At 42.7% G+C, this 24378-nt stretch carries 20 protein-coding genes; 16 read left to right on the top strand and 4 right to left on the bottom strand.

The genetic code is table 11. The annotated features are described in order from the left end of the window. Nucleotides 1-147 precede the first annotated feature (147 nt). The 8 genes from Q6344_09515 to Q6344_09550 all read left to right on the top strand — a co-directional run bounded on the left by Q6344_09515 (nt 148) and on the right by Q6344_09550 (nt 10357). Entirely contained in the window at nt 148-1644 is a 1497-nt protein-coding gene (locus Q6344_09515; protein ID WLG12844.1) for a dihydrolipoyl dehydrogenase, read from the top strand. Nucleotides 1645-1760: 116 nt separating this feature from the next. Continuing rightward, complete coding sequence (locus Q6344_09520; GenBank protein ID WLG12845.1) at nt 1761-2948, top strand: mechanosensitive ion channel family protein; 1188 nt, start codon at nt 1761-1763, stop codon at nt 2946-2948. Nucleotides 2949-3176: 228 nt separating this feature from the next. Next, on the top strand, nt 3177-5480 hold the full coding sequence (gene rlmKL / locus Q6344_09525; GenBank protein ID WLG12846.1) for a bifunctional 23S rRNA (guanine(2069)-N(7))-methyltransferase RlmK/23S rRNA (guanine(2445)-N(2))-methyltransferase RlmL: 2304 nt from the start codon (nt 3177-3179) through the stop codon (nt 5478-5480). Between the two features lie 275 nt (nt 5481-5755). Beyond that, a complete protein-coding gene (locus Q6344_09530) occupies nt 5756-6331 on the top strand; it encodes a TerD family protein (GenBank protein ID WLG12847.1) in 576 nt (191 codons plus the stop codon). A 274-nt stretch (nt 6332-6605) separates the two neighbouring features. Continuing rightward, complete coding sequence (locus Q6344_09535; GenBank protein WLG12848.1) at nt 6606-7670, top strand: DUF475 domain-containing protein; 1065 nt, start codon at nt 6606-6608, stop codon at nt 7668-7670. 469 nt (nt 7671-8139) lie between these two features. Next, entirely contained in the window at nt 8140-8715 is a 576-nt protein-coding gene (locus Q6344_09540; protein ID WLG12849.1) for a TerD family protein, read from the top strand. A gap of 171 nt (nt 8716-8886) precedes the next feature. After that, nucleotides 8887-9639, top strand: a complete 753-nt coding sequence (locus Q6344_09545; GenBank protein WLG12850.1) for a TIGR00266 family protein — start codon at nt 8887-8889, stop codon at nt 9637-9639. Between the two features lie 109 nt (nt 9640-9748). Beyond that, nucleotides 9749-10357 carry a TerD family protein gene (locus tag Q6344_09550; protein WLG12851.1) on the top strand — a complete coding sequence of 203 codons (609 nt, stop codon included), beginning with the start codon at nt 9749-9751 and terminating at the stop codon, nt 10355-10357. A gap of 136 nt (nt 10358-10493) precedes the next feature. On the opposite strand, the gene Q6344_09555 is transcribed toward Q6344_09550, so the two are convergent. Then, nucleotides 10494-11783 carry a TerD family protein gene (locus Q6344_09555; protein WLG12852.1) on the bottom strand — a complete coding sequence of 430 codons (1290 nt, stop codon included), beginning with the start codon at nt 11781-11783 and terminating at the stop codon, nt 10494-10496. A 305-nt stretch (nt 11784-12088) separates the two neighbouring features. Here Q6344_09555 and Q6344_09560 point away from each other — a divergent pair, with 305 nt between their 5' ends. The 7 genes from Q6344_09560 to Q6344_09590 all read left to right on the top strand — a co-directional run bounded on the left by Q6344_09560 (nt 12089) and on the right by Q6344_09590 (nt 20884). Beyond that, nucleotides 12089-13252, top strand: a complete 1164-nt coding sequence (locus Q6344_09560; GenBank protein ID WLG12853.1) for an ATP-grasp domain-containing protein — start codon at nt 12089-12091, stop codon at nt 13250-13252. Nucleotides 13253-13339: 87 nt separating this feature from the next. Beyond that, entirely contained in the window at nt 13340-14584 is a 1245-nt protein-coding gene (locus Q6344_09565; protein WLG12854.1) for a trypsin-like peptidase domain-containing protein, read from the top strand. Nucleotides 14585-14982: 398 nt separating this feature from the next. Next, entirely contained in the window at nt 14983-16056 is a 1074-nt protein-coding gene (locus Q6344_09570; GenBank protein ID WLG12855.1) for a J domain-containing protein, read from the top strand. 46 nt (nt 16057-16102) lie between these two features. Next, on the top strand, nt 16103-17425 hold the full coding sequence (locus Q6344_09575; GenBank protein WLG12856.1) for a phosphoribosyltransferase domain-containing protein: 1323 nt from the start codon (nt 16103-16105) through the stop codon (nt 17423-17425). Between the two features lie 82 nt (nt 17426-17507). After that, nucleotides 17508-18335, top strand: coding sequence for an HAD hydrolase family protein (locus Q6344_09580; GenBank protein ID WLG12857.1), 828 nt, complete (start codon nt 17508-17510; stop codon nt 18333-18335). A 63-nt stretch (nt 18336-18398) separates the two neighbouring features. Further along, complete coding sequence (locus tag Q6344_09585; GenBank protein WLG12858.1) at nt 18399-19595, top strand: tellurite-like stress resistance cysteine protease StiP; 1197 nt, start codon at nt 18399-18401, stop codon at nt 19593-19595. Between the two features lie 224 nt (nt 19596-19819). Continuing rightward, nucleotides 19820-20884, top strand: a complete 1065-nt coding sequence (locus Q6344_09590; GenBank protein WLG12859.1) for an HpcH/HpaI aldolase/citrate lyase family protein — start codon at nt 19820-19822, stop codon at nt 20882-20884. 165 nt (nt 20885-21049) lie between these two features. On the opposite strand, the gene Q6344_09595 is transcribed toward Q6344_09590, so the two are convergent. Then, a complete protein-coding gene (locus tag Q6344_09595) occupies nt 21050-21862 on the bottom strand; it encodes an alpha/beta fold hydrolase (protein WLG12860.1) in 813 nt (270 codons plus the stop codon). Nucleotides 21863-22334: 472 nt separating this feature from the next. Here Q6344_09595 and Q6344_09600 point away from each other — a divergent pair, with 472 nt between their 5' ends. Next, a complete protein-coding gene (locus tag Q6344_09600) occupies nt 22335-23132 on the top strand; it encodes an enoyl-CoA hydratase-related protein (GenBank protein ID WLG12861.1) in 798 nt (265 codons plus the stop codon). A gap of 126 nt (nt 23133-23258) precedes the next feature. On the opposite strand, the gene Q6344_09605 is transcribed toward Q6344_09600, so the two are convergent. Together Q6344_09605 and Q6344_09610 are read right to left on the bottom strand one after the other, a co-directional pair. Further along, on the bottom strand, nt 23259-23702 hold the full coding sequence (locus tag Q6344_09605; GenBank protein ID WLG12862.1) for a PACE efflux transporter: 444 nt from the start codon (nt 23700-23702) through the stop codon (nt 23259-23261). 205 nt (nt 23703-23907) lie between these two features. After that, nucleotides 23908-24363, bottom strand: a complete 456-nt coding sequence (locus Q6344_09610; protein ID WLG12863.1) for a DUF805 domain-containing protein — start codon at nt 24361-24363, stop codon at nt 23908-23910. Nucleotides 24364-24378 lie beyond the last annotated feature (15 nt).

The raw sequence follows: 24378 nt of genomic DNA on the forward strand, positions 1-24378 counted from the left end.
ATAATCATTAGGATAAACGCTGGATAATAGAGGCTAAAATTGTTTTTTTAATAATTTTTTGGAGCAATCTCTTATCAGAGGAATCTCTTAAAAAACTCATCTAAAAAACAGCCCTGAATACTAAACATCTTATAACTTGAGAATCATATGAATAAACAATCCGATACTGCAGCGGATAACACAGCATCCAAAGCTACTCGCCAAGTATCTGTTGCCGTTATCGGTGCAGGTACTGCTGGGCAAAATGCTTTTCGTCAAGCCAGTAAAACCCATGATGATGTTGTTATTATTAATGATGGATTCTGGACGACCACTTGTATTGCGGTCGGCTGTATGCCAAGCAAACTATTGATTGCCGCCGCTGATCGCGCGTATGAAGCCAATCACTCTGCTGAATTTGGCGTCCATGCCACTGTCCAGATAGATGGCAAGCAAGTCATGCAGCGCGTTCGGGACGAGCGTGCTCATTTTGCTAGCTACGTCATAGCTCAAGTAGATAGCTGGCCTAATCACAAAAAAATCTCAGGACGCGCTCATATCAATAACCAAGGATTTATTGAAGTCAATGATGCGCTGATTGCCGCTGACAAAATCATCATCGCCACGGGCAGCTCTCCATTTATCCCAGATGGCTGGGCAGATAAGCTTGGTGACGCCATGCTCACCTCTGATACGATCTTTGAGCTCACAAATTTACCAAAAACAATGGCCGTCGTCGGTACAGGTGCTATCGGATTAGAGCTTGCGCAAGCCTTTAAACGCTTAGGCGTAGAAGTAACTTTGTTTAATCGTGTCAAACGTGTTGCAGGTCTCAAAGACGATGATATCAATAACAAAGCTATCGATTGCTTAAGCCGCGAATTGACCATGCATTTGGGTAGCAAAATCAACGATGTCGGCGTGCAAACAGCCACGGATAGTGACCATTCAGCCGCGTTCATCGATTATGAAGACAGTGCTGGAGAGTCGCAACAATGGCAAGGTGAGTATGTACTGGTTGCGACTGGTCGCCGCAATAATATCAAGCCGCTGGGAGTTGAACACTTAGGCGTTAAACTTGACGACAAAAATCGTCCAAAGCACTTGAATAAAAAAACAGGTCAGATTGGTGATTTAGATATCTATATCGTTGGTGATGCCAACGCCAACCTTCCACTATTGCATGTGGCCAGCGATGAAGGCTATAGCGCTGGAAGTATGGTCTGCGAAAATGAAGACGCCGCTCATATTCGCCCGCCCGCCACGCCCTTCTCGATTGTGTTTTGCTCACCGCAAATCGTTAACGTCGGCATGTCTCTACCAGACATTCAGCAGGATACAAGCTTAGAATATGTCATCGGTAGCGTTAGCTTCGACAATCAAGGACGTAGTCGCGTGATGGGCGTCAACTGTGGTCTACTACATATCTATGGCTGTAAAAAAACTGATAGAATCTTAGGCGCTAGTATGGTGGGTCCTGATGCCGAGTATATTGGACACATTTTAGCGGCAGCGATTACCAATGATTTGAGTGTTAAGGCCATGCTCGATACGCCTTTTTATCATCCTACGATATTAGAGGGCTTACGTACCGCGTTACGCGATGTTCAACACAAAATGGCAATACCTTATCAGTACCAAGACACACAGGAAGATAGCTTTTAAGCATCAGCTCAGCTACACTTTCAAAACAAGGATGTGCCGTATTAATCATCACTCATGTTGTGTTTGGTAGCACTGACGACTTGAGATACTTTAAAAAACTCTGCATGGACCAAAAAATGGCAATCGCTAGTATTACTGATTTTTTTAAAGAGATTGTTCGTGACCTGCATACTAGCCTCTACCTTGCGCTTGGCGGCTCTGTCGATGAAGAGTCGCTTGATTGGTCGTCTCAAGCGGTAGAGCTCGCTAGTACTGCCATCAAAATCCTAATACTGCTGGCAGTGTTGGGATTTTTTTATTGGCTTGCCATTTATATCCTTAAGCAAAGTAGGACAAAAATCCGCCTGAATGAGCGCCGTACCAAGATTGTTCGTTCAGTCTTGCGTTATATCTGGATAGTTGCCAGCCTGATTGCCATTATGAGCCAGATTTATTTTGAACCAGAGACTATCAAAGCCACTGCAAAAGCCAGTACATGGGCGGGTATTTATTATGTACTTTGGGCGTCATCTGGACAGATTATCCATAAGGTGTTACAGCATTATGGTCTCAATGCTTCTATAGAGCAGCTGCTTCAAAACATCTTGTCAGTGCTGCTATTGGTACTCGGGCTTGCCAGCGTCATGGCGCAATTTGGTTTCGATATCGTCTCATTGGTCGCGGGTTTAGGGATTGTGGGCTTGGCAGTCGGTTTTGCTGCCCAGTCAACGCTTGCTAATTTCATTGCAGGTATTACCATTTTACTCGAACAATCTTTTCAGGTTGGCGACTGGATTCATATCAATGACAACGAGGGTCGCGTCGTACTCATTGCGTTACGCACCACCCATATTTTGACGCGAGACAACATCACCGTCATTATTCCCAACTCTAACGTTGCCTCCTCTGAGGTGACCAATTTAACCTCCAAGAACTTCATACGTTTCGATATTCGTGTGCGTATCGCTTTTGAAGATGATGTCGATACTGCTCGCAAGGAAATTTTGCAGGTGCTTACTGATACCGATGTAGTACTCAGCCGTCCTGAAACCTCGGCCACCGTGGATGAAATTGGTGAATACGGAGTGTTTTTTATTGTGCGTTTTTGGGTCAAGCCTGCCGCTGTCGCGCGCATGCCCAAAATTAAAGAAGGTCTAAAAGAAGATATCAAGCGTGCCTTTGATGCCGCTAATATTTCTACTCCTTATCCTCATATGCGTCTGCTTATGCCAAAGGATGTGGATTATCCTATTGCTACTAAACCTTTTGCAACTACGACGCAGGTCGTATCAGAAACACCACCACTGATCAAAGCGGATAAATAAGCTCATTATATTATTTATCCTTTGGACAATTTACCCCACGATTTTTAGGCTCAAGGTTTTCATCCTCAGTATGATAAGCATGATTTTGTGAAAGGTAGCGTTGCTGAATCTCTCTTTGATAAACACCACCACTTTAAACCATCCTGCCCTGAATTATGGTAAAATTGGCGGTTAAACATCTTATTTTATGATGTGCATTACTTATCAATTTAGCCCACAGGTATCCGTATGACCGAAACAACCGCGCCCGCACCTCTAACAGCAGCTTCACCAGAATTGTCGCTTGACCTTATTATCACCTGTGCCGATGGGCTTGAGGCACCACTCCAAACTGAGCTGACAAGTTTTGGTATTACAAGCGAAATCAAAAGTACAGGCCGTCTGGCAGTTACTGGTACTTTGCGTGACTTATATAGCATTTGTTTGTGGTCACGTGTCGCCTCGCGGGTATTAATGCTCATTAAACGCAAAAACATCAATGCCGAATACGATGTGGCTGAGCAACTTTATGGCTTGGCAAAATCGGTCAATTGGATTGAGCAGTTTAGTTTAGAGCAAACCTTTGCCATTCGTCTGTCGGTCGACAAGCGTGTCGCCGTCAGTCAACAGTTTGCGATGCTACGTATCAAAGATGCGATTGCAGATACGTTCAATGAAGTTTACGACAGCCGTCCTAACGTCGATAGTAAAAATCCAGACTTTTCTATATTTGCAACCGTGAATGATAAGCAAGCTGAGCTGTATTTAGATTTATCAGGTACCAGTTTGCATCGCCGTGGGTATCGTGTGGCGATGACTGAAGCGCCACTCAAAGAAAACTTGGCAGCGGCTCTACTATATAGTGCAGGCTGGCACAAGAAAAATGAAGCTGGCAATGCACCTTTTTATAATGCGCTAATTGATCCAATGTGTGGGTCTGGCACCTTTATTATTGAAGCACTACTCATGCATTGCGATTATGCTGTGGGTATCGATAAAGCCGCCAATCAATTTGGTTTTTATCAATGGCAGCATCATGACGATGCCTTATGGCAACAGATGATCGATGATGCCCAGACACGCTTCCGCGAAGCCTTAGCAATTGCTAATGAGCAACCAGATACATTACCGCTGATTTTGGGGTTTGATGCGGATAGCGGCGCGATTTTAGCAACAGAGAAAAACCTGATTGCCGCAGGTTTGCAAGATTTACTACCACTGCTTGATCTTGAGACGCGTGCGCTTGACCAGCTGAGCACTATTCTGAAGCCACTAGTCGATGACGGTCGATTGAGCAATCCTCTAATCATCACCAACCCACCTTATGGTGAACGTTTGGGTGACGAAGAGATGATTAAGCCGTTATATCAGGCGATTGGGCTTATTTTGCAAGACAGCTTTGCTGGTAGCGGCATTGATCCGATGCTTGGCATATTGGCATCTAATGTTGAGCAAGTTGATATCTTACCTATCAAAGAACCAAAAACCTTACGCTGTCATAATGGTGCTATCACCGTTTATTTCCGCTATGGCACGTTGATTGCGGGACAAACGGGCAATCTCGTTAGTCGCTTCGAAAAACGTGAGATTGAAGTGGAAGAGGGACAAGACTTTATCAACCGCTTGCAAAAAAACCTGTCCAAGCTGAAGAAGTTGGCTAAAAAAGACAAGGTTAGTAATTTGCGCGTTTACAATGCTGACTTGCCCGACTTCAAAGTCGCCGTCGACTTATATGGCGACTATGTGCACGTACAAGAATATGCGCCACCAAAAACCATTCCACCTGAGACTGCTAAAAAACGCTTCAACTTGGCATTAATGGGTATTCGTGAAGTTTTTGGTATTAACCGTGAACAAATATTTATCAAGACCCGTGCACGCCAGTCTGGTAATGACCAATATAGCAAACAGAACACCACAGAAAAGCGTGGTAAATTTCATGTTGCACGTGAAGATGGTGCTTATTTTTACGTCAACTTTACGGACTATTTAGATACGGGTTTGTTCATTGATCACCGTAATATGCGTGCCCGTATCAAAGACAACAGTCGTAATAAATCCGTACTGAACTTATTTGCTTATACCTGTACGGCAAGTGTACATGCAGCGCTTGCTGGCGCGAAAAAAGTCACCAGCGTTGACTTGTCACAGAACTATCTAGACTGGGGTAAGCAAAACTTTGTATTAAATGGTCTGGACGTTAGCCGTAATAAATATCAATTCGTCGCAGCCGATATCTTTGAGTGGATTAAAGACAATACTGAACAATTTGATATTATCTTTATCGATCCACCGACCTTTTCGAATTCGAAAAAGTTCCAAGGTACCTTTGATGTGCAGCGCGACCACTCTGCCCTCATTAATCGTGCGATGAACCGCTTGACCTCTGACGGGATTTTATATTTTTCAAATAACTTTACCCGCTTTGAGCTCGATGAGCAACTAACTGAGCGTTATGATATTGTCGATATCACGCAAAAAACCATTGGTTTTGATTTTGATATTAAAAAACCTATTCATCAAAGCTTTGAGATTCGTCATCGTCAGGGCTGATAATTTAGGTTTATGGATGGATATGAAGGTTGACCACCGCATTTAGACGCCATCTTTTATAGTCAGTCTTGTCGTACACATAACAATGACCCAATCGGCTTTGATTGGGTCATTTTTTGTTGTTATGATAGAGCGTCACTAAATACTAGCTAAGTAATAGCTAAGCAACCGTGAAGCGTATATTTACGAGCGCTTTAATCCCACTATTGCGATTGTTTTTATTTATATAACTTAACTATCAAACCCTTAATCACTCTAATAACAAGGATAACACCATGGCTTTATCACTTAATAAAGGCGGTAACTTATCGCTTACCAAAACTGACCCAAATTTAACGAAGTTACTTATCGGTCTTGGCTGGGATGAACGCGCAACTTCTGGTGCTGAGTTTGATCTTGATGCCAGTGTGTTTTTACTGAATACAGCAGGTAAAGTACGCGGCGATCATGACTTCATTTTCTATAACCAGCTTAAGTCTGATAATGGCGCGGTTGAGCATACTGGTGATAACCGCACTGGCGAAGGTGATGGCGATGATGAAGTCGTCAAAGTAAACCTGACTCAAGTACCTGCTGATGTGGATAAAATTGTCGTCACTGTTACTATTCATGATGCGGCGGCTCGTAGTCAAAACTTTGGTCAAGTTGCCAATGCCTTTATTCGTGTCGTGAATGAAGAGACAGGCACTGAAGTCGTACGTTTTGATTTGGCAGAAGATTACTCTGTTGAAACGGCAATGGTATTTGGCGAAGTCTATCGTCACAACGGTGAGTGGAAATTCCGTGCCGTTGGTCAAGGCTATTCAGGCGGCTTGCAAGCCATGTGTCAACAGTATGGCGTTGTTATCTAATGTGATAACTTATTCATGCTTAGACTACTATATGACCATTAAACTCAAAATATAAAGCAGGTATTAGCCCTCTATTTGTACTCACCATTAGCAATGATAATGGCTGTAAAATATGGTTGCAAAATAGTCACAATTATTCATAGCTAAATGACTAGTAATGCTTTATGTTTCGTTTAGAATTATGCAAAAAAAGTGGTTAGCGATAACCGCTTTTTTTGTGGTTTGTGCCTATAGTAGGCCGACCTTAGCTTTATGCAACCAGACAGGATGTGTCATGAGACATTTTTATTTAGACTTTATTTTCACCGCCATCGCCCTAGCGGTCGCGGCATGGTGGGGATATTCACATGGCGGTATGGGCGGTATGATAACCACCCTATCTATTACTGCTATTTTGGCCGTCATGGAGATTTCATTATCGTTTGATAATGCGGTGGTCAACGCCTCAGTCCTTAAAGGCTGGGACGAGTTTTGGAAAAAGATATTTTTAACGGTGGGTATTTTAATCGCCGTCTTTGGTATGCGTTTGGTATTCCCTATTGTCATCGTCGCTGTTACTGCCGACCTTGGTATGATGCAAGTAATCGATTTGGCATTGAACGACCCTAAAGAATACTCAGCCAGACTATTGGCGCATCATGCCGAAATCTCAGCATTTGGTGGTATTTTCTTGTTGCTTGTCTTCTTAAACTTCATCTTTGATGAAAAAGAAGTACACTGGTTCGATTGGCTTGAGAGCCGTCTGGCAAAATTAGGCAAAGTCGATGCCATGAGCGTGTTTGTCGCGCTTATCGTTTTGATGATTGCCGTATCATTTGCCAAGCCTGAGCAATCAGCTGCGGTTCTAATCGCTGGCGTATGGGGCATCTTAGTTTACCTTGGCGTACAAGTGGTTTCTGGTATGTTAGAGGGTGATCTTGAAGAAGAACTAGATGCTCAAGGTAATAGTACTGGTGCTGCAACTAGCGCGATTATGAAAGGTGGTATCATCGGTTTCTTATACCTAGAAGTCCTTGATGCCTCATTCAGTTTCGATGGCGTGATTGGCGCATTTGCGATTACTAATGACGTAATCGTTATTATGCTAGGTCTGGCTATTGGTGCGATGTTTGTACGTTCGATGACTATCTTCTTGGTCGACAAAGGCACCCTTGATGAATATGTCTATCTTGAGCATGGCGCGCATTATGCTATCGGTGCTTTAGCTATCATCATGCTGCTATCAGTGAAATTCCATGTACCAGAGCTTATCACTGGTCTGATTGGTATTACCTTTATTGGTTGGGCGTTTGTTGCTTCACTCAATTATCGTAAGCGAGAAGCCAAATCAATTACTTGATGCTCGTTCGATGTTAAAAACCCAAGCAAAAATTTTTAATATCAAACAGTATAAAGTGGATAGATAAAGTTAGTTTAAAAATAGACGGGTTGTACCAAAGCAGTTGGTATGACCCGTTTTTGCTTTAAAGCACTTATTTGACATCCGTTGAATAAGTGCTTTTTTATGTTGCACTGCCTGACGATCTAATTTACTTTTTGATAACAACACCTTAACGACTGTTGCTCGGACGGTTAAAAAGTATCAGACTTGCAGCATTGATATGTCCCTTAGTAATCATATCGTAATCACACAAAATACGCCTTGCTTAGTAAGCAATCGCTTAGTATAGTAAATCGTAATGATATGCAGGGCGTGGCATACGAGTAAATTTATTCATTGTTTGCATTTATATATCGACCACTGCACTATTTTAGTTCATTTTTTTTATCATTCAATCCACTCAATTATTAATCAAAAGGATATTTATATGGCTATTAGCTTAACGAAAGGCGGCAACGTAAACTTATCAAAAGAAGCGCCGGGTTTAACCAATATTACAGTCGGTCTTGGCTGGGATCCACGTGCTACTGACGGTCAAGAGTTTGACTTAGATGCGATTGGCTTTTTGGTCAATGAAGCGGGCAAAGTACGTAATGACCAAGATTTCATCTTTTTTAACAACTTAAAATCAGACAATGGCGCGGTTGAGCACACTGGCGATAACCGTACTGGTGAAGGCGACGGCGATGATGAAAAAATCAAAATCAATCTTGCTAGCATTCCAGCTGACGTGAGCAAAGTCGCTATCTGTGCGATTATTTATGAAGGTCAAAGCCGCAATCAAAACTTTGGTCAAGTGGGTGACGCTTACATCCGTGTCGTTAACGACAATGGCGATGCTGAAATCGCACGTTATGACTTATCAGAAGACGGTAGCACCGAAACCGCGATGATTTTTGGTGAATTATATCGCCATAGTGGTGACTGGAAATTCCGTGCCGTTGGTCAAGGCTTCAGCGGTGGTCTTGGACCATTAGCGGCTTCTTATGGCGTTAATGTTTAAGAGCTGACTAACATTTAGCGCTAATAATATAAGCTCGAAAAGCCATCAAGTGTGCCTTACTATCGCATTTGATGGCTTTAAAAGTAATAGGCTAGCGAAAATCTATGGTTAAGCCGACTTACAGACATAACTTACAAACATATAGAATACTGATATAAGGATTCGCACCCTATGACCGCCACGTTTAGCTTAATCGGTACCATTGAACCATTTCTTCATTGTAATCTCAAAAAAGGTGACTCTATCTATTGTGAAGCCAATGCAATGGTGATGATGGAATCAAACCTTGAGCTAAAAGGCAAGCTACAAGGCGGTCTGATGCAATCACTTATGCGTCGTTTTGCCAACGACGAGTCACTATTTCAACAGCAAATCGAAGCAGTCAATGGAGAAGGCGATTGTTTACTTGCGCCAACGCTCGACGGTGATATGCAAATCATTGATTGCGGTGCGCAGCAATATACATTAAGCGATGGCGCATTTGTCGCGGCGCAAACGGGTGTCGATGTGAAGGCTAAGATTCAACGTAACCTAGGTGGCGCCGTCTTTGGTGATACTGGCGGCTTTATGGTGATGCAGACGCAAGGTCAAGGTCAGGTAGTGGTATCGGGTTTTGGCTCATTGTTTGAGATTGATGTCGAACCTGGTAAAGACGTCATCATTGATAACGGTCATGTGGTCTGTTGGGACTCGCGTTTGGAATACAAACTGTCAGTCGCCACCAGTAAGAAAAAAGGCTTCATGGGCAATATTATCAATTCGGTCACCAGTGGCGAAGGTATGGTTTTAAACTTCTCAGGCTCAGGCAAAGTCATTATCTGCTCTCGTAATCGTGATAGTTACCAAGGCTGGCTACAAAGCGTCTTAGGGACTAGCTCCGGCGGTCGCGGCGGCAATAGCGGCTTACTTGGCAATATCTTATAGCTATTATTATGTTTTTAAAGCTGTATGTTACAACGACTCCTCGTCATCATAGACTTTATTTAACCCTCTACTCACAATTACTATAACACTGTAGTATAAGGAATATCACATGGCAGTTAGTTTACAAAAAGGTCAGAAAATCTCCCTAAGCAAAGAAGCGGGCGGCGAGCTTACTCAAGTAAAACTGGGTCTAGGTTGGGACGTTGCTCAAAACCCTCAAGATAAAAAAGGTGGGTTCTTGGGCAAATTATTCGGTGGTGGTAGCGGCGGCGACTCGATTGACTTAGATGCCTCGTGCATCATGTTTGATACCAATAAACAAGCCATCGATGCGATTTGGTTCAGTCAGCTGAAATCAAAAGATGGCAGTATCGTCCATACTGGTGATAACCGCACTGGCGACGGCGATGGTGACGACGAAGTTATCAATGTCGATCTTTCAAAAATCCCTGCCAATGTCGTCTCTCTAGTATTTACGGTCAATAGTTTCACTGGTCAAACCTTTGAAACGGTAGAAAATGCATTTTGCCGCATCGTCAATGCCAATAACAATCAGGAAGTCGCGCGCTACAATTTATCAGCGCAAGGTGGGCATACCGCGATGATTATGGCAAAAGTATATCGTCATAATAATGAGTGGAAAATGCATGCGATTGGTGAAACGGTTTCTGGTCGTACTTTCCATGACTTGATGCCTGCTATCACGCCGCATGCGTAAAGGATTCAAAACTTTAGTTGGATTAGCCTTCATCCGTTAAAATGAGCTATTAAAGCAACGTTATTGATAAAAAATAGCCCATCTATAATTAGATGGGCTATTTTTTTACGTGTGCTAAAGAATATTTTTAAAGCTGTTATTTACTCCCTCGCTTCCAGCTAAAGCCCCAGTTAAAGGCTTTATCCATCTCTTGATGTCCTTTAAAATATTGGTTAATACGTTCAACGTTGATACTACCTTGCTGGTTGACCAGACGCGCAATCGCACACATTGGCAAATTACCTGTCCCTTCTGTCAAACGTGTCTCAATCGGGGGTTGGTCGGGCACATGAATGGTCACGACACCATCTGTTTGCGCCCAATTGGGTGCGCCTTCATAGATAAAGGCGAAAATAAACACTTCTTCTATCTGCGACCACTGCTGACCGTTAATATCTAGCCACTCACCGCCGCTTACCTGTCCCGTTCTATCATCAGCACGCAAACACACGTAAGGCGCTGATGTTAAGCTACCAAAGCGATTGCCCAAGGCTTGAATCAAGGTTTTTTCACCATTTTTTAGATGAATCATCGCCCCAACATCAAGGTCAATACCGCCCGCTTTATGTTGTTTGAAAAGATCGCCTAACAAGCCTTTTTTGGGTGCTTGCTGATTGGCAGTCGGATTTTGGTTCCAGTTTAAGTTAACAGAGATTTTACCAAAGTCATCACGTTTCTTTAGGTTGATGCTAGACTGATTTTTGGTTAAAGTGATTTTACTTAAGTTAATTGACGGATTTGGAGAAGCTGTAGGAATTGGCGGCGGCGTGCTTGTTTGAGGTGCACTACCTGCTTTCTGCGTATTGATTGAGCGCTGCGTATTGATGGGCTGAGCTTGACCTTGTGACTGGTCTTGTACAGGGCTTTGAGCGGGCGCTTCATCGTCAATCTCTACACCAAAATGCTCAGACAAAGGTTTTAAACCACCTTCAAAACCTTGGGCGATAAAACGGAACTTCCAGCTACCTTGGCGGCGATAACATTCCGCTAAAATAATGGCTTTTTCATTACGTCCAGCTGCACTTAGTTGGCAAGTCATCAGCACTTGGCTGCCTTGTAAGACTTGAATATCGACATCGCCAACTTGCGCAAGCGTCTGCGCGCTAGAAAACGCTAATGCTATCTTCTCGATATTTGCAGGCTGCGCCGGTAAATTAATATCAAAAAAACCATCGCTATCATGACCACGGAAACTCACACTGCCATCATCGCTACGTGTCTGCCCATAAAATATCATGTCGCCATCGCCGCGTACTTTACCGTCAGTGGTCAGGCGATATGCCGCGCAATCGACCGCACTTTGGCTTAAAATACGAATGCTAATATGATCTGTTGGCAGTGGCGCATTGGCACCAGCAATCAGTTTTTGAGGTTGGATTTGGCTCATCATACATCCTTTGAATTATTTATTATGTGCGTGTGTTTGTTATGCTAATAATTGTCATATAGTAGCATGGATGGCCGCTGACTTTTAAAGCGTACGACCGTTCAATAGCGTGCCAATGACCCTAAAAAATATTTTTACAAATCCTTCATGCTATTTTGTCAGCAGCATTTATAACGCTTAGCATTTGTATATAATAGCCCCTACTATTAGCAATACTACGGCTTGCTTATATTCCTGATGGTGTTGCGATGACCATACTGAATTATTCAATTATATCTAAAACCTACGATAATGCTGAGAGAATTATGAAAACCCCTGCTAACGATAACGATCATACAACATCCACTGCCGCGTCACCTGCCGTTTGGTTAGCTGAAGGTCAGTCAAGCCAGCGTGATATGTTAGCCAGCCTGCAAACCCTGAAAAATCACGCTGATACTCCGTTCAACATTATCGCTTCACATCGCCACAATAGACCTGAGATTTTTGAATTTGCCGATAGCGTTTATCGCGAGCCTTCTACTAGCACCGCAGAGAACGATGAGCAAGCAGTGCTGGAATATGTTGAGCCATTGATGCCGCGTTGGCAGTTTGTGTTAGAACAAGCGCAGAAAAACAACGTAAAAGTGTTGCTCACTGGGCGCAATGGTATTGATTACGAAGCCCACCATGAGGCGTTTGACGCAGCGGGTATTCGTTTATTGACGGGTGCAACGAGTGTGGCTGCGTTAGAAGTGATAGATGATAAGTTTGCCTTTATGCAGCAGTGTCATGAGCATGATATTCCCGTTGCCGAGGCGTGGCGCTTTGATAATGTCGCAGAGCTTGAAGCATTACTTGCTACGTACGGTCACCAACCATTATGCGTCAAACCGGTTACGGGTATTTTCGCTCAAGGGTTTTGGCGATTAGATTTAGCCAAAAATGATGGGGAACAGTACGATAGCTTTGAGCATTTATACTTTACCGAAGAGAAAAAAATCAATACCACGCAATTTATCAATGCCTATGCTAACAGTGTCATGGTGCAGGAACGCCCAATTCCCATGCTGCTAATGCCTTACTTGTCAGGGCAAGAGTACTCTATCGATGTCGTTTGCGAATATGGAGAAGTATTGGCTGCTGTCACCCGCTATAAAACAGGGAAAATTCAGCATATCGGCTACGAGCAAGCGGTCATGGATGTCGTCATTCCACTCATAAAAGCCTTTGGCTGCGATGGCATCGTCAGTGTGCAAACCAAAGCTGATGATGACGGTCAGCACCGTGTGCTTGAGATTAATAGTCGCCCTTCTGGTGGCATCGACTACACCACCCATAGCGGTGTGGATTTAACCAAAGTTGGATTTGCCTATTGGCTGGGCTTAACCGATAAACCGATACTGGCTGATATCGCGCAACAAATTACCCCCTGCCAAGTACGCTCAATTATGGTCGGTGTAAAAGTTGAAGAAGACATCACTGAATAAGTCAAAATAATAATATAAAAAGCTGACGGCAATGAATCGACAATAATACATCCATGACAACCGAATATATTCAATAAGAGGCAAACGATGACAGCACAAACCACGTTAGTGTTAGGGGCAAATACGGTCATCGCGACATCGAATTGTTCGGTCGCCTTTGCAACGACAGATCAGTCAAAGTTTGGCGAGCAGCTTGGGCTATTATGGCTACCTTTGGATGAGCATCGCAAAGCCGCTTGTAGTCCTGCTTATCTTCATGAACCGAAGGAATGGGCGCAGCTCAATAGCAAAGATGATCCAAATGCATGGAAATTGGATTTGCCTGCATTGTTTGATAAACAAGGTGCAAGCTTTTTACAACTGATTGCTTATGTTTATCATGATCCAAGCCTAAACTTACCTGCCGTTGAATTAAGCAAAGTAAATTTAACCCTCAATGAAGGCGATATTCGTTATGAATTTACCGCAAGCGAACGCCATGTTAAAGCGGCGATCATATTAGAGATATACCGACGCAATGGACAATTTAAATGCCGCGCCCTTGGTGAAAGCTCCACCCAAGGACTGGCAAGTCTTGAGAATCGTGTGCAAGTGAGTCTTGATATGCGTCCGCCAGATACGCATGCCCTCATCCAAGATGCCCAGCGCGCACAGCAGCAAGGTTATCCTAACAGTGACGCACGTCCGCCCAGACAAGTTCAGTCTGGTGAAACTTGGACAGGGACAGCGTTTGCTATCGATCCCTATCATTTACTGACTTGTTATCATGTCATTGAATCGGCGGCGATGATTGGTGTGCGTCAGCAAGGGCAGCCCGATCGTGAAGCGCAAGTGGTCATCAGCGATATCGGTAGTGATTCAGCCATTATTAGAGTAAGCGAGCCGCTGCCAAGTTATTTACCCTTAGCACAGCGTTGTACTGATAATTTGGGTGAAACCATCACCACCTTGGGATTTCCGTTATCAGGATTGAGTAGCCAATTACAAGTAACGCAAGGCTGCATCTCAGGACTGACAGGGTTTGGCGATGATATTCGCTATCTGCAATTTACTGCGCCTATTCAGCCAGGCTCTAGTGGCAGCCCTTTATTACTGCCGACTGGCGAAGTTATCGGCATGGTAACGTCCAGCCTCGTCCATGAGCATGCACAAAATATGAACTATGCGGTGAAATTTCAGTTATTATCCGCCCTACTCGCGAGCGCTGGAATTAGTTTAGATAATTTATCTGACTCATCTGGCATGTTACGCACGACAGCTGCGCCGCTGACCACGCCTCAATTAAGCAAACAAAGTCGCGGTGCTTTGTGGTTGGTAGGTTGTCAGGGTTAATGATTCACTATAGTGTCGACAAACCTTAAATAAATACATCTAAACACTTGATTTATTTAGTAGTTGATTATTTCGATACGCGCTATCATAATAACCCGGCTTAGAAATAACAAGTGTTGAGCTACACCCTATTTTTAAGATTTTGACCTTGATAAAATCCAACTTAAATAATTAGAAAGTTATAGTTACCCAACTTTTAAAAGCATACACTGCTACTCAAATGAGTTTTTAGCAATTTCTATCTGCGTAGGTACAGCAAGCGCAGAGCATCAATTCTAATGGCACGTAATAATACTTGCACCTTTTTTATTTCAAACCATATATACAAAGCAAAAATCTTAGTACAAATGTAAGAAAAAATTCCAATAAAAATTAATAACTAAAGTAAGCAAATAGATATGATTTATATAATAATTTTAGTTGCTGTTTTTTTCATAATAGGTGCTTTGTCAAATGATGATGAAAGTGTTTCAGATAATACTGCCACTAGAAACTATTCCTACACTACGAAGCTAGAGGGCAAGTATCTACACTTAAGTATGGATACTATTCCTTATGGAACAGAAGTTGTTATTCTTGAACTTGCTTATCAGGGACAAAATGTAAAAAGTTATTATGATATTTTTAATGATGAAGAAGGCAACTTTATAACTGGTGCTCGCAATAACGATAATAATGGTCCTTACTCAATAAGTGTGCCTATCAATGCTTTAATTTTGCCTAGAAATAAAGACATCACCTTAGATTTTAATATTACGCTTTTAAAGGATGGCGTTATTCTCGATAAACTCAAATCTCAAGAGGAAATTCGTATAAGCTCTAGCTCTTTTTTACTTATGGAATGGTTCATTCCTACAATAAAAATTTTGGCTTACTACTCCATAAAAAAAGGTGACTCCAATGATTCAAAATCTTGGTCCAAAGACAACATTAAAGTTATCAAAAATGTTTTTTCAAATCACATAGAAAACAATCCAGAAGAACGAGATTTTTTAAAAAATCAAATGAAAATCTTATCAGGTACTTCAATAGATTTGAGAGAATGTGTTAAGGATTTCAATAATAGAGCAAATACTACTAATGATAAGAATACTATTTTCTATGCATCAGCTCGAATAATAATCAATAACTTAGAGTCAGGAAAATGGTTGCATATAGAAAAAGGTCTAGCAGAGATTAAAAATCTGAGCAAATTAATGGGCATTAGCAATGAAATATTAGAGGATGTTTACTCTGGTTTTGAAACCCTTAAAAACCAAGACAAACCTACAGAAGCTTCTGATAATCTAAAAGCATTAAAGATTCTTGGTTTGTTAGAAGGAGCTACTATCGAAGAAATGCGTAGAGCTTATAGGTTAAAGATCAAAGACTTTCATCCTGACAAATACACTCACTTACCTGAATCTGTAAAACTGGTACTTCAAGAAAAAGCTCAAGAACTAAACCTTGCAAAAGAAACACTACGATTTTAGCACTCAATAACGTTGAAACCTTTATATGACTACAAACAGTATTTCCATGAAAAAAAGCTATGTCTGCACCATTACCCTACCACGCGGCAATCTTGATTTAACCTATCAAACCAATTCAGCCATTACGAAAAATGGGGCAGAACCAAGTAATGATTATCAATTAGAAGACTTACTTGGATTTGCACAACGCATTAACCCAAAACGTGCCTTTTTGTTTGTCTCAAAAGTATTAGGTCGTCATATTCCAGTGGCTCCTAGCATCATGCGTCATGCTTTTACTGACTTGGCGAATTTGGTTCCTAGCGATTTGCCTGAGCCGATTTTAGTCATTGGTATGGCAGAGACGGCGGTTGGCTTATCTGCGGGGGTACATCAAGCGCTACAAACGCGTTACCCCAATGCCTTACTATTGAACTCTACGCGTCATGCGCAACATGATGACAATAAGGACAGTAGCAGCAAGGACAGTAGCAGCGACTCTTTATTAACCACTTTCAGCGAAGACCACAGTCATGCCAGCCAGCATCTCATTTATCAAAGTGCAGATACAGTGACCCAAGCGCAGCTGCTAGCGAGCAAGACCTTGATTATGGTGGATGATGAAGCGTCGACGGGCAATACTTGCGTCAATGTCGTCACTGCCCTTCGTAACGCAGGACTTGACCAACTAGAGCAAGTACATCTTACCACTTTGGTTGATTGGTCTTTAAACCAGAATCAGAATGCAGCCGATGTAAATGAGGCTGTATCTGACCAAATCGCAAAACGCCTGCCCAATATCCACTTTCAACGTCATCATCTACTGTCCGGTGCATGGACTTGGACAGATGCACCCAATCCCGAACCGATAACGATGCCATCGGTTGATACAACTGAAGCAGGCAGTCAAGCGCTAGGTAATACTGGCAATTGGGGACGTTTCCCAACCCTAGATAGCACCGATGGGTTTGATCATTATCTTTTAAGGTTTCAAACTGCCTTTAACGTTTTTAACAAGCAAGCTCAACCTGAGAAAGAGCAGTTTGATAAAGAACAGTTGCCACAGCGTATCTTAGTGTTGGGCAGTAATGAGTTTGTTTGGTTACCGTTTTTATTGGCGGAATGGCTTGCGCAAAATACGCATGTAGAGAATAGTAAGAATACGGTTAATTTTAGTGCGTTAACCCGTTCACCGATTGCGCTTGGTGGTGCAATTACCTCGATGCTAAGTTTTAATGATAGTTATGGGCTTGGTATGACCAACTTTGCATATAACGTTACACCTAGCGATTGGGATTTGATTGTCTTGTGTGTGGAAACGTCCGCTGATAGCGTTGATGCTATGTGGAAAGGTTTGGAGAATGTATTGGTGGTGAGTCCGACGCTGTAAATTATTTTATAAGAACTGTCCTCTTACAACCACCATCTAAATCCCGCTCTGCTTTTCACATTCAACCCTTACGGACACCTTTATGACCAGCCCATTCTTTCAAGCCAATCCTGATATTCTCAAGCCTTACGCGCTAATGGATTTGGACGATACGCTCTTTCAAACTCAGCGTAAAATTGACGCATGGGACTTACCCACCACTGAAGCTGAAAACTTAGTTTGTGCAACCGTTAACAAGCAAGGCGAGCCATTAAGTTTTATGAGTCAGCGTCAAGCCACATTTTTTAACTGGCTACTTGCTAGCACTGATCTAATCGTAGTGACGGCACGTGACCGTAGTGAAATCCAGCGCGTAAAACTGCCTTTTGATAGCTGGCAAGTTTTGACTCATGGCGCGATTATTCTTGACAAAGACGGTGCGTTACAAGCTCAGTGGCAACAGCATATGTATAATAAGCTTGCGCCATTGCAAGAAAAATTGCAGCAGCTGAGCCAGCTATTCGCGAATCACAGCAAAAATGACAATAGCCAGCTGGTCTTTACACCACATATCGATAGCTTTAGTAATAGCGCTGATAATAAAGAATTAACTGTTTATCTGGCTATCAAACATGCGCAAAAAGACCATAAAGCATTAGTAGATCTCGCTGCAAAACTGCCAACGTTAATACGAGACTTTGAGCAGGATTTTTATGTGCACGTGAATGCGAATAATCTAGCGATATTGCCGCACGCAGTTCATAAGCGCCATGCGGTACAGTTCTTGTTAGCTAATCATTTAGACAGTCAACTACCAAGCTTTGGCTTTGGTGACAGTTTGGCAGATTTACCATTTTTACAGCTGCTTGACTGGTATGGTATGCCCAATCATGGTCAGTTACATGAACGACTTAGCTCTCAATCATTCTAAATACTTAATCTCTCCTAAATAAAAACAATAATCGCCGCCGTTTATAGAAGTAGAAATTATTTTATGACCCATCATATAACAAACCCTAATGTTCAAAAATTAGAAGCATATGGCTCAGGCAGCTATCTTGCCAGTGATGTGACCGTACTGCTCGATATAGTGGCTAAAAACGCGGTCGCCGATGTGCCAGTCAGTCAAAAAGAAGCACTTATTCAAAGTGGGCAACGTCATTATTCTGATATGTTGACCTTGGAGCAAGCGCCTACTGCTATGCATGAGCAGCTATACACGCAAGCATTAGAGCAAGGAGCTGAGAGGACTGCCACTGATATTGCTAACTTAGCTTATACGCTACATCATATTTTTCAAAAATCTCGAAATGAACATACCGTTAGTAATGAGCGCCCGCTAGTCTTAGTCAGTTTGGTGCGCGCAGGTTTGCCAGTTGGCGTTTTGTTGCAGCGTGCATTAGCAGACGTTAATAGCAGCTATGCTTTGCCGAGCGTGCATTATGGAATCAGCATCATTCGCGACCGCGGACTTGATCCAGTTGCGTTACAAATGATATTGAATGCTCATCCAGACAGTCCTATCGTATTTGTTGACGGCTGGACAGGCAAAGGCGCGATTTATCAAGAGCTTGCTCATAGTTTAGAAAAATTTAGCGATCCTAGCCATGCAAACTTTGCCAATATCTTTCATCAAGGCGCAAGTGTTATTCCCTTATTAACGCTGGCTGATCCAGCTGGCGTTGCTTGGCTTGCAGCTAGTATCGATGACTGGCTGATTCCTTCAGGGCTATTAAATAGTACGGTGTCGGGGCTTATATCACGTAGCTTATATACCGAGCCAGCATTAGGACTACACCGCAGCGTGTTTTATGATAACTTAATTGAGGTCGACCATAGCTTAGCTTTCATCGCTCATATCGATGCAGCGCGCCGTGCATTAGCCCCACCTTTGCAATGCTTGCCGACGTTTCAGCAGCCGCGCTATCAGACAGCTGCTTTAATCGACAAGCTGGCAGCAGACTACGATATCACCAATCGTAACCGCATTAAGCCAACGATTGCAGAGGCAACACGGGCGATATTGCGCCGTGACCCTGAACGCATATTATTAGCCAGCGCTGATCATCCTGATACCATACTGCTAAGACATTTATGTGCCCAGCGAAATATCATTATTAGTGTATTAGGTGATAAAATACATCCCTATCAAGCCATCACGCTTATCAAGCAACGTAGCGAAGACCACTAATCATTGCTACACTCGCGGTTTTTATAAACCAGACCCGTCTCAAACTCAAAGCAGCGAAAGAAAAGCGAAAGAAAAAGGTAAAACTACTCCTTCTTGTCGGCTAAACGAATTTGACATTACCAAACGTATTTTTGGGTTTGCGGTCATTGCTGCTAAGCCATACCACTTGATGATACTTCTTAGATTTTATAACCATTCACTTATCACTATTGATGATGCCAATTATGTCAGATATGCAAAACAACGAGTCTACTCTTTATCAAAACACCCAGTCTTACGCTCACCTTATTACTGAGCGTCATGCGATGCTAAAACCACATGCGCATCACCCGTATCAGTTGGGGGCTAGCCTATACATGCCAGCAACTCGCCAAGATATTTGGCAAGTCATTAAGCGTGATAAATTACCAACGATTAATAGTATTATCATCTGCCTAGAAGATGCCGTCAGCCATAGTGATGTTGAGCTGGCACTTCAGCGCTTGCAAACGTTGCTGCATACATGGGCGACGCATGTCGATAGCATCAATGACCCATCAAAACATGCCGACATTCAGATTGAACAACCAACACGCCCGCTGGTATTTATACGCCCGCGTCATCCAGCGATGTTAGAGCAGCTCTCAGGTTTTGCCCATATCGATTTGATTGATGGCTTTGTCATGCCGAAAGTCGACATGTATAGCCTATCCAATTGGCGTATGGCCTGCCAAAATCTGAGTACTGAGCAACTATTGATGCCGACGCTTGAAACCGCAGCCCTATTTAATCCACATCATAATCAGGAATTGGCCATCGGTTTTAAAGAAGCTTTTAGCCAGCCTGTATTTGCCTTGCGTATCGGTGGCAATGATTTATTTGCAGCATTGCGTTTGCGCCGTCCCAAAAACAGCATCGTTTATGATACTCCTATCGGCACCCTTGCCTATCAGCTGCTCGGCTGCTTTGTGCCGCATGGCTTTTATTTAACAGCTCCTGTCTTTGAATATTTGGATCAGCCAACGCTATTTATGCAAGAGCTAACCCGCGATGTTAGCTTAGGATTGGTCGGCAAAACGGTCATTCATCCAAGCCAAATTGCGCTGGTGCAACAAGCCTATTGCGTACCATTGAGCATTTTAGATGAGGCGCAAGCAATCTTGCATAGCGAGGCAAAAGCGGTGTTTAAATATAACAATACTATGCTAGAGCCTGCTACCCATCGCGCGTGGGCAACAGAAATAGTCAATCGTGCCGAGGCATGTGGCACCCTTGATGACGGTAATAATGACTATACGGCGCGGTTATAAATAAATACTTTAAAGTTACTACCTTCAAATGTAATCTCTTACATGCGCTCAATAAAAAAGCCGTTATCACATTCAAGATAGCGGCTTTTTTAGCACAAAGGTTCCATCACTCTATTACTATTAAAACGATGCCTTATTTAAGGCTATTTCAAGACCAACTCAAAATTAGACGCAGTCCGCTAAAAAGGTGTTAATCACTCGATTGACCTGCTCAGGCTCTTCTACGGTGGCGGTATGACCAGCGCCCTTGATCACTGCCAATTTAGACCCTGCTATCGCAAAATGCATACGTTCAGCCTTTGAGTAAGGGGTTGCTGTGTCCTCATCACCGACCACGATTAATGTCGGCACCGTAATACTCCCTAGCTGATCGTAGGTGCCTGCCCGCTCAATAACGCCCATCGTTGCCTTAATAACTCCGCCTTTGCGATTGCCTTGTAGCATCGTTAACCACTGCTTACGATCAGACTTACGCAACTTATCTGTCAAAAAAGTATTGCCAAACATAATAGGCATGACCTTGTTACTCACGCGTTTGAGACCCAACCAACGAATGGCTTTGACCAGCTTACGATACTGCGGCACGTTTTTGGGATCTTCAGGATCAGCAGAAGTCTCTAACAGGGTAAGCGACAGCAATAGCTCAGGGCGTTTGAGTGCGACACGCTGGGCGACAAACCCGCCCATCGATAACCCTAACAAATGGCATTTATGAATATCTAGTGCCTCTAATAATGCCAATGTATCCTCGGTTAAGGTTTCCATATCATAGCCAGACTTAGTTATTTCAGACTGACCTTGTCCCCGAAAATCAAACGTAATACAGCGATAACCAGCTTTGAAGTACTCGACTTGCTTGTCAAATAGGTGCGTATTCCACAGTAGACCGTGGGCAAATACCATGATGGGTTTTTGCTTATCGTTTGGCGCGCTGTCTTCGTAATAAAGTTCAACATTATTGACATTAATAATTGGCATAACCACTTCCTTGTTGGTTTAATAAATAAAAAATCAGTCTTTTAAAACCTGCCTTCTAGGGCGTCTCTTCATTTTAAAAATGGTAAAAAAAATAAGATAAATTGCCACCAAACAAGGAAAATAGCACAAATAATATCGAGATATTCATCAGCTATTTGACGCAGTTTGGCAAAATTTAGCCATTTTTAGCACATGTAGAGAATGCTCGATTGCATTGAGGACATGCCTTAGCATAATTCAACCTTTCTACAGATAGTAGCCTTATTTTTGAATGGTAGGTTTAATAATTTTAGCAATATGATAGCAGCAAAAAACACCATACCTGAATCATGTCTTAAGCGCGCACAGATCCTGCTTTTATAATAAGCTCAAACTGCTATAGTATTTGGCATTGCATTATTTGTCACATTTACTGCCAATAGCTAGTGTTACCAAAAACGTTTTATAGAAAACTCAATTAAGGATATCAACCATGTCACACCCTCTCGTCGAATATCAAATAGAGAACCATATCGCAACCATCACGATGAACGATCCCAAAACACTGAATGCCTTTAGCACAGTGCTAAAAGATGCCATGATGAATGCACTGACGAATGCAGACGAAGACAAAGACGTCAGAGTCATCATCCTGCAAGGCGCAGGCAATAACTTTTCAAGTGGCGGGCATATCGGTGAGATGTTAGAAAACGGCATGGAAAGCGAGGCACTGTCGAATAAGCTAAATTTCATGGTTGGCGAAGTCGCTGAGATTAGCTTAAAGTTGCGTAATATTCATAAGCCTATTATCGCCAAATTAGAAGGCGCAGTGGCAGGTGCTGGCATGAACTTGGCACTGACTTGTGATTTTCGCATAGCCGCTGACAATGCCAAATTTGTGCAAGCCTTTGTCAATATCGGTCTAATACCAGATGCTGGCGGCATTTATTTACTGAATCAATTGATCGGTGTGGCTAAAACCACTGAGATGGTCATGCTTGGCGATAAACTCAAAGCGGAAGATATGGCACGCTTAAACTTGGTTAATGATGTGGTCAGTAGCGACGAGCTGGATGCTAGCGTATTAGCCTTAGCAACGCGCCTGAGCAATCTGCCCGGAAAAGCATTGGCGTCAATGAAGCATATGATTAACACGCACGCTTATATGGGTCTCAATGAAGCGCTCGATATGGAAGTAGATCAACAGACCATGCTTGCCAAAACGGATGATTTTAGAGAAGGTATTACTGCATTTATGGAAAAACGTAAGCCAGTTTATCAAGGTAAATAATAACCTTATAACACTCTGTTTTGCGCTATCATCAAAAAGGCTGCCTAATGGCAGCCTTTTTTTTAGGGTCATACAATATCAAGAAAATTCTGTATTAAGCATATCTTTAAGTAACACTTTTAACTCTTAAGAATCAGAGGCTGTCTTATAGTGATGCGGTAAGGTAAATATCTTGTCAAAACCCAAGGTAAAGATAAAGGTATAAACCAAGAAAAATAGCAGTAACGCCGCTTCCATCATAAAGGCTTTGATTAAACCAACGTCATACCAAATCATATATAGCGGTAAGCAAATCAATACTAATCCGCCTTCAAATCCTAATGCATGCGCACTGCGAATGAGTAAGGTACGCTTTGCCACCTGCTTACGACGTTCCCACGCTTCAAAAGCTGTATTGTATAAGAAGTTCCAAATCACCGCTGCTAATGACACCATCACAGCAACTGGTAAGGATTCTGCCGCGTCGCTACCGCTCAGCTTCATCAATACGAAAGTAGAAGAAATGATAGCGATAATCTCGAAGATAGTCACATAGACGATACGACGTTTGAGTGGGGATAAAGTAATCAACCAAGACTCCAGAGCACTTGAGCGTAAACAAAAAGTGCCTATCAAAGTATCGGTCCGTCCCGAGATAGAAAAAATAGATTCAGTACAGAGCCACGGTTTCCGCCTGCCCTTATATTATACAGAAGATAGGTTAAAAAATCAGTTATCACATTTGTAAACAGGTATAAGCAATTCTATTAACGATTGGCACCTGTTTTCAAACGGATTATTTTGCTGGCGGGCCCCATTGATTGATTTCAGGCTTGGTATCGCTTGCTAAAAATACCAGTAGTATAATGGAGCCTATCAGTGGGACAACGCCTATCAAAAACCACCATCCTGAGCGGCTCGTGTCATGTAAGCGGCGGATAGTGACGGCAAGCCCAGGCAGAAATAAACCCAGCGCTGCGACTATATAAAATAAACCTGTCTCTGAGCTGAATATGATGGCATCTAGTATCATAGCAATGATGACCACTCCCATCTGTACTAGAAAAAAATACCAATACTCTTTGCGCCTTGCGCGACCTGAGAAATTGGTATAATTTCTCAGGCCTTTTTTGAACCAGTCGATGATGCCATAGTTTGCTTCAGCGCTATGATTATTAGCCATTACAGAGTTGTTCAAAGGTGGCGGCGTCGCTTTATCAAGCATACTTCTACTTTCTATCGGATTTGTCATTTTTAGTCTCTAAAG

The sequence above is a fragment of the Psychrobacter cibarius genome, assembly GCA_030686115.1.
Classification (GTDB): Bacteria; Pseudomonadota; Gammaproteobacteria; order Pseudomonadales; family Moraxellaceae; genus Psychrobacter; species Psychrobacter cibarius_C.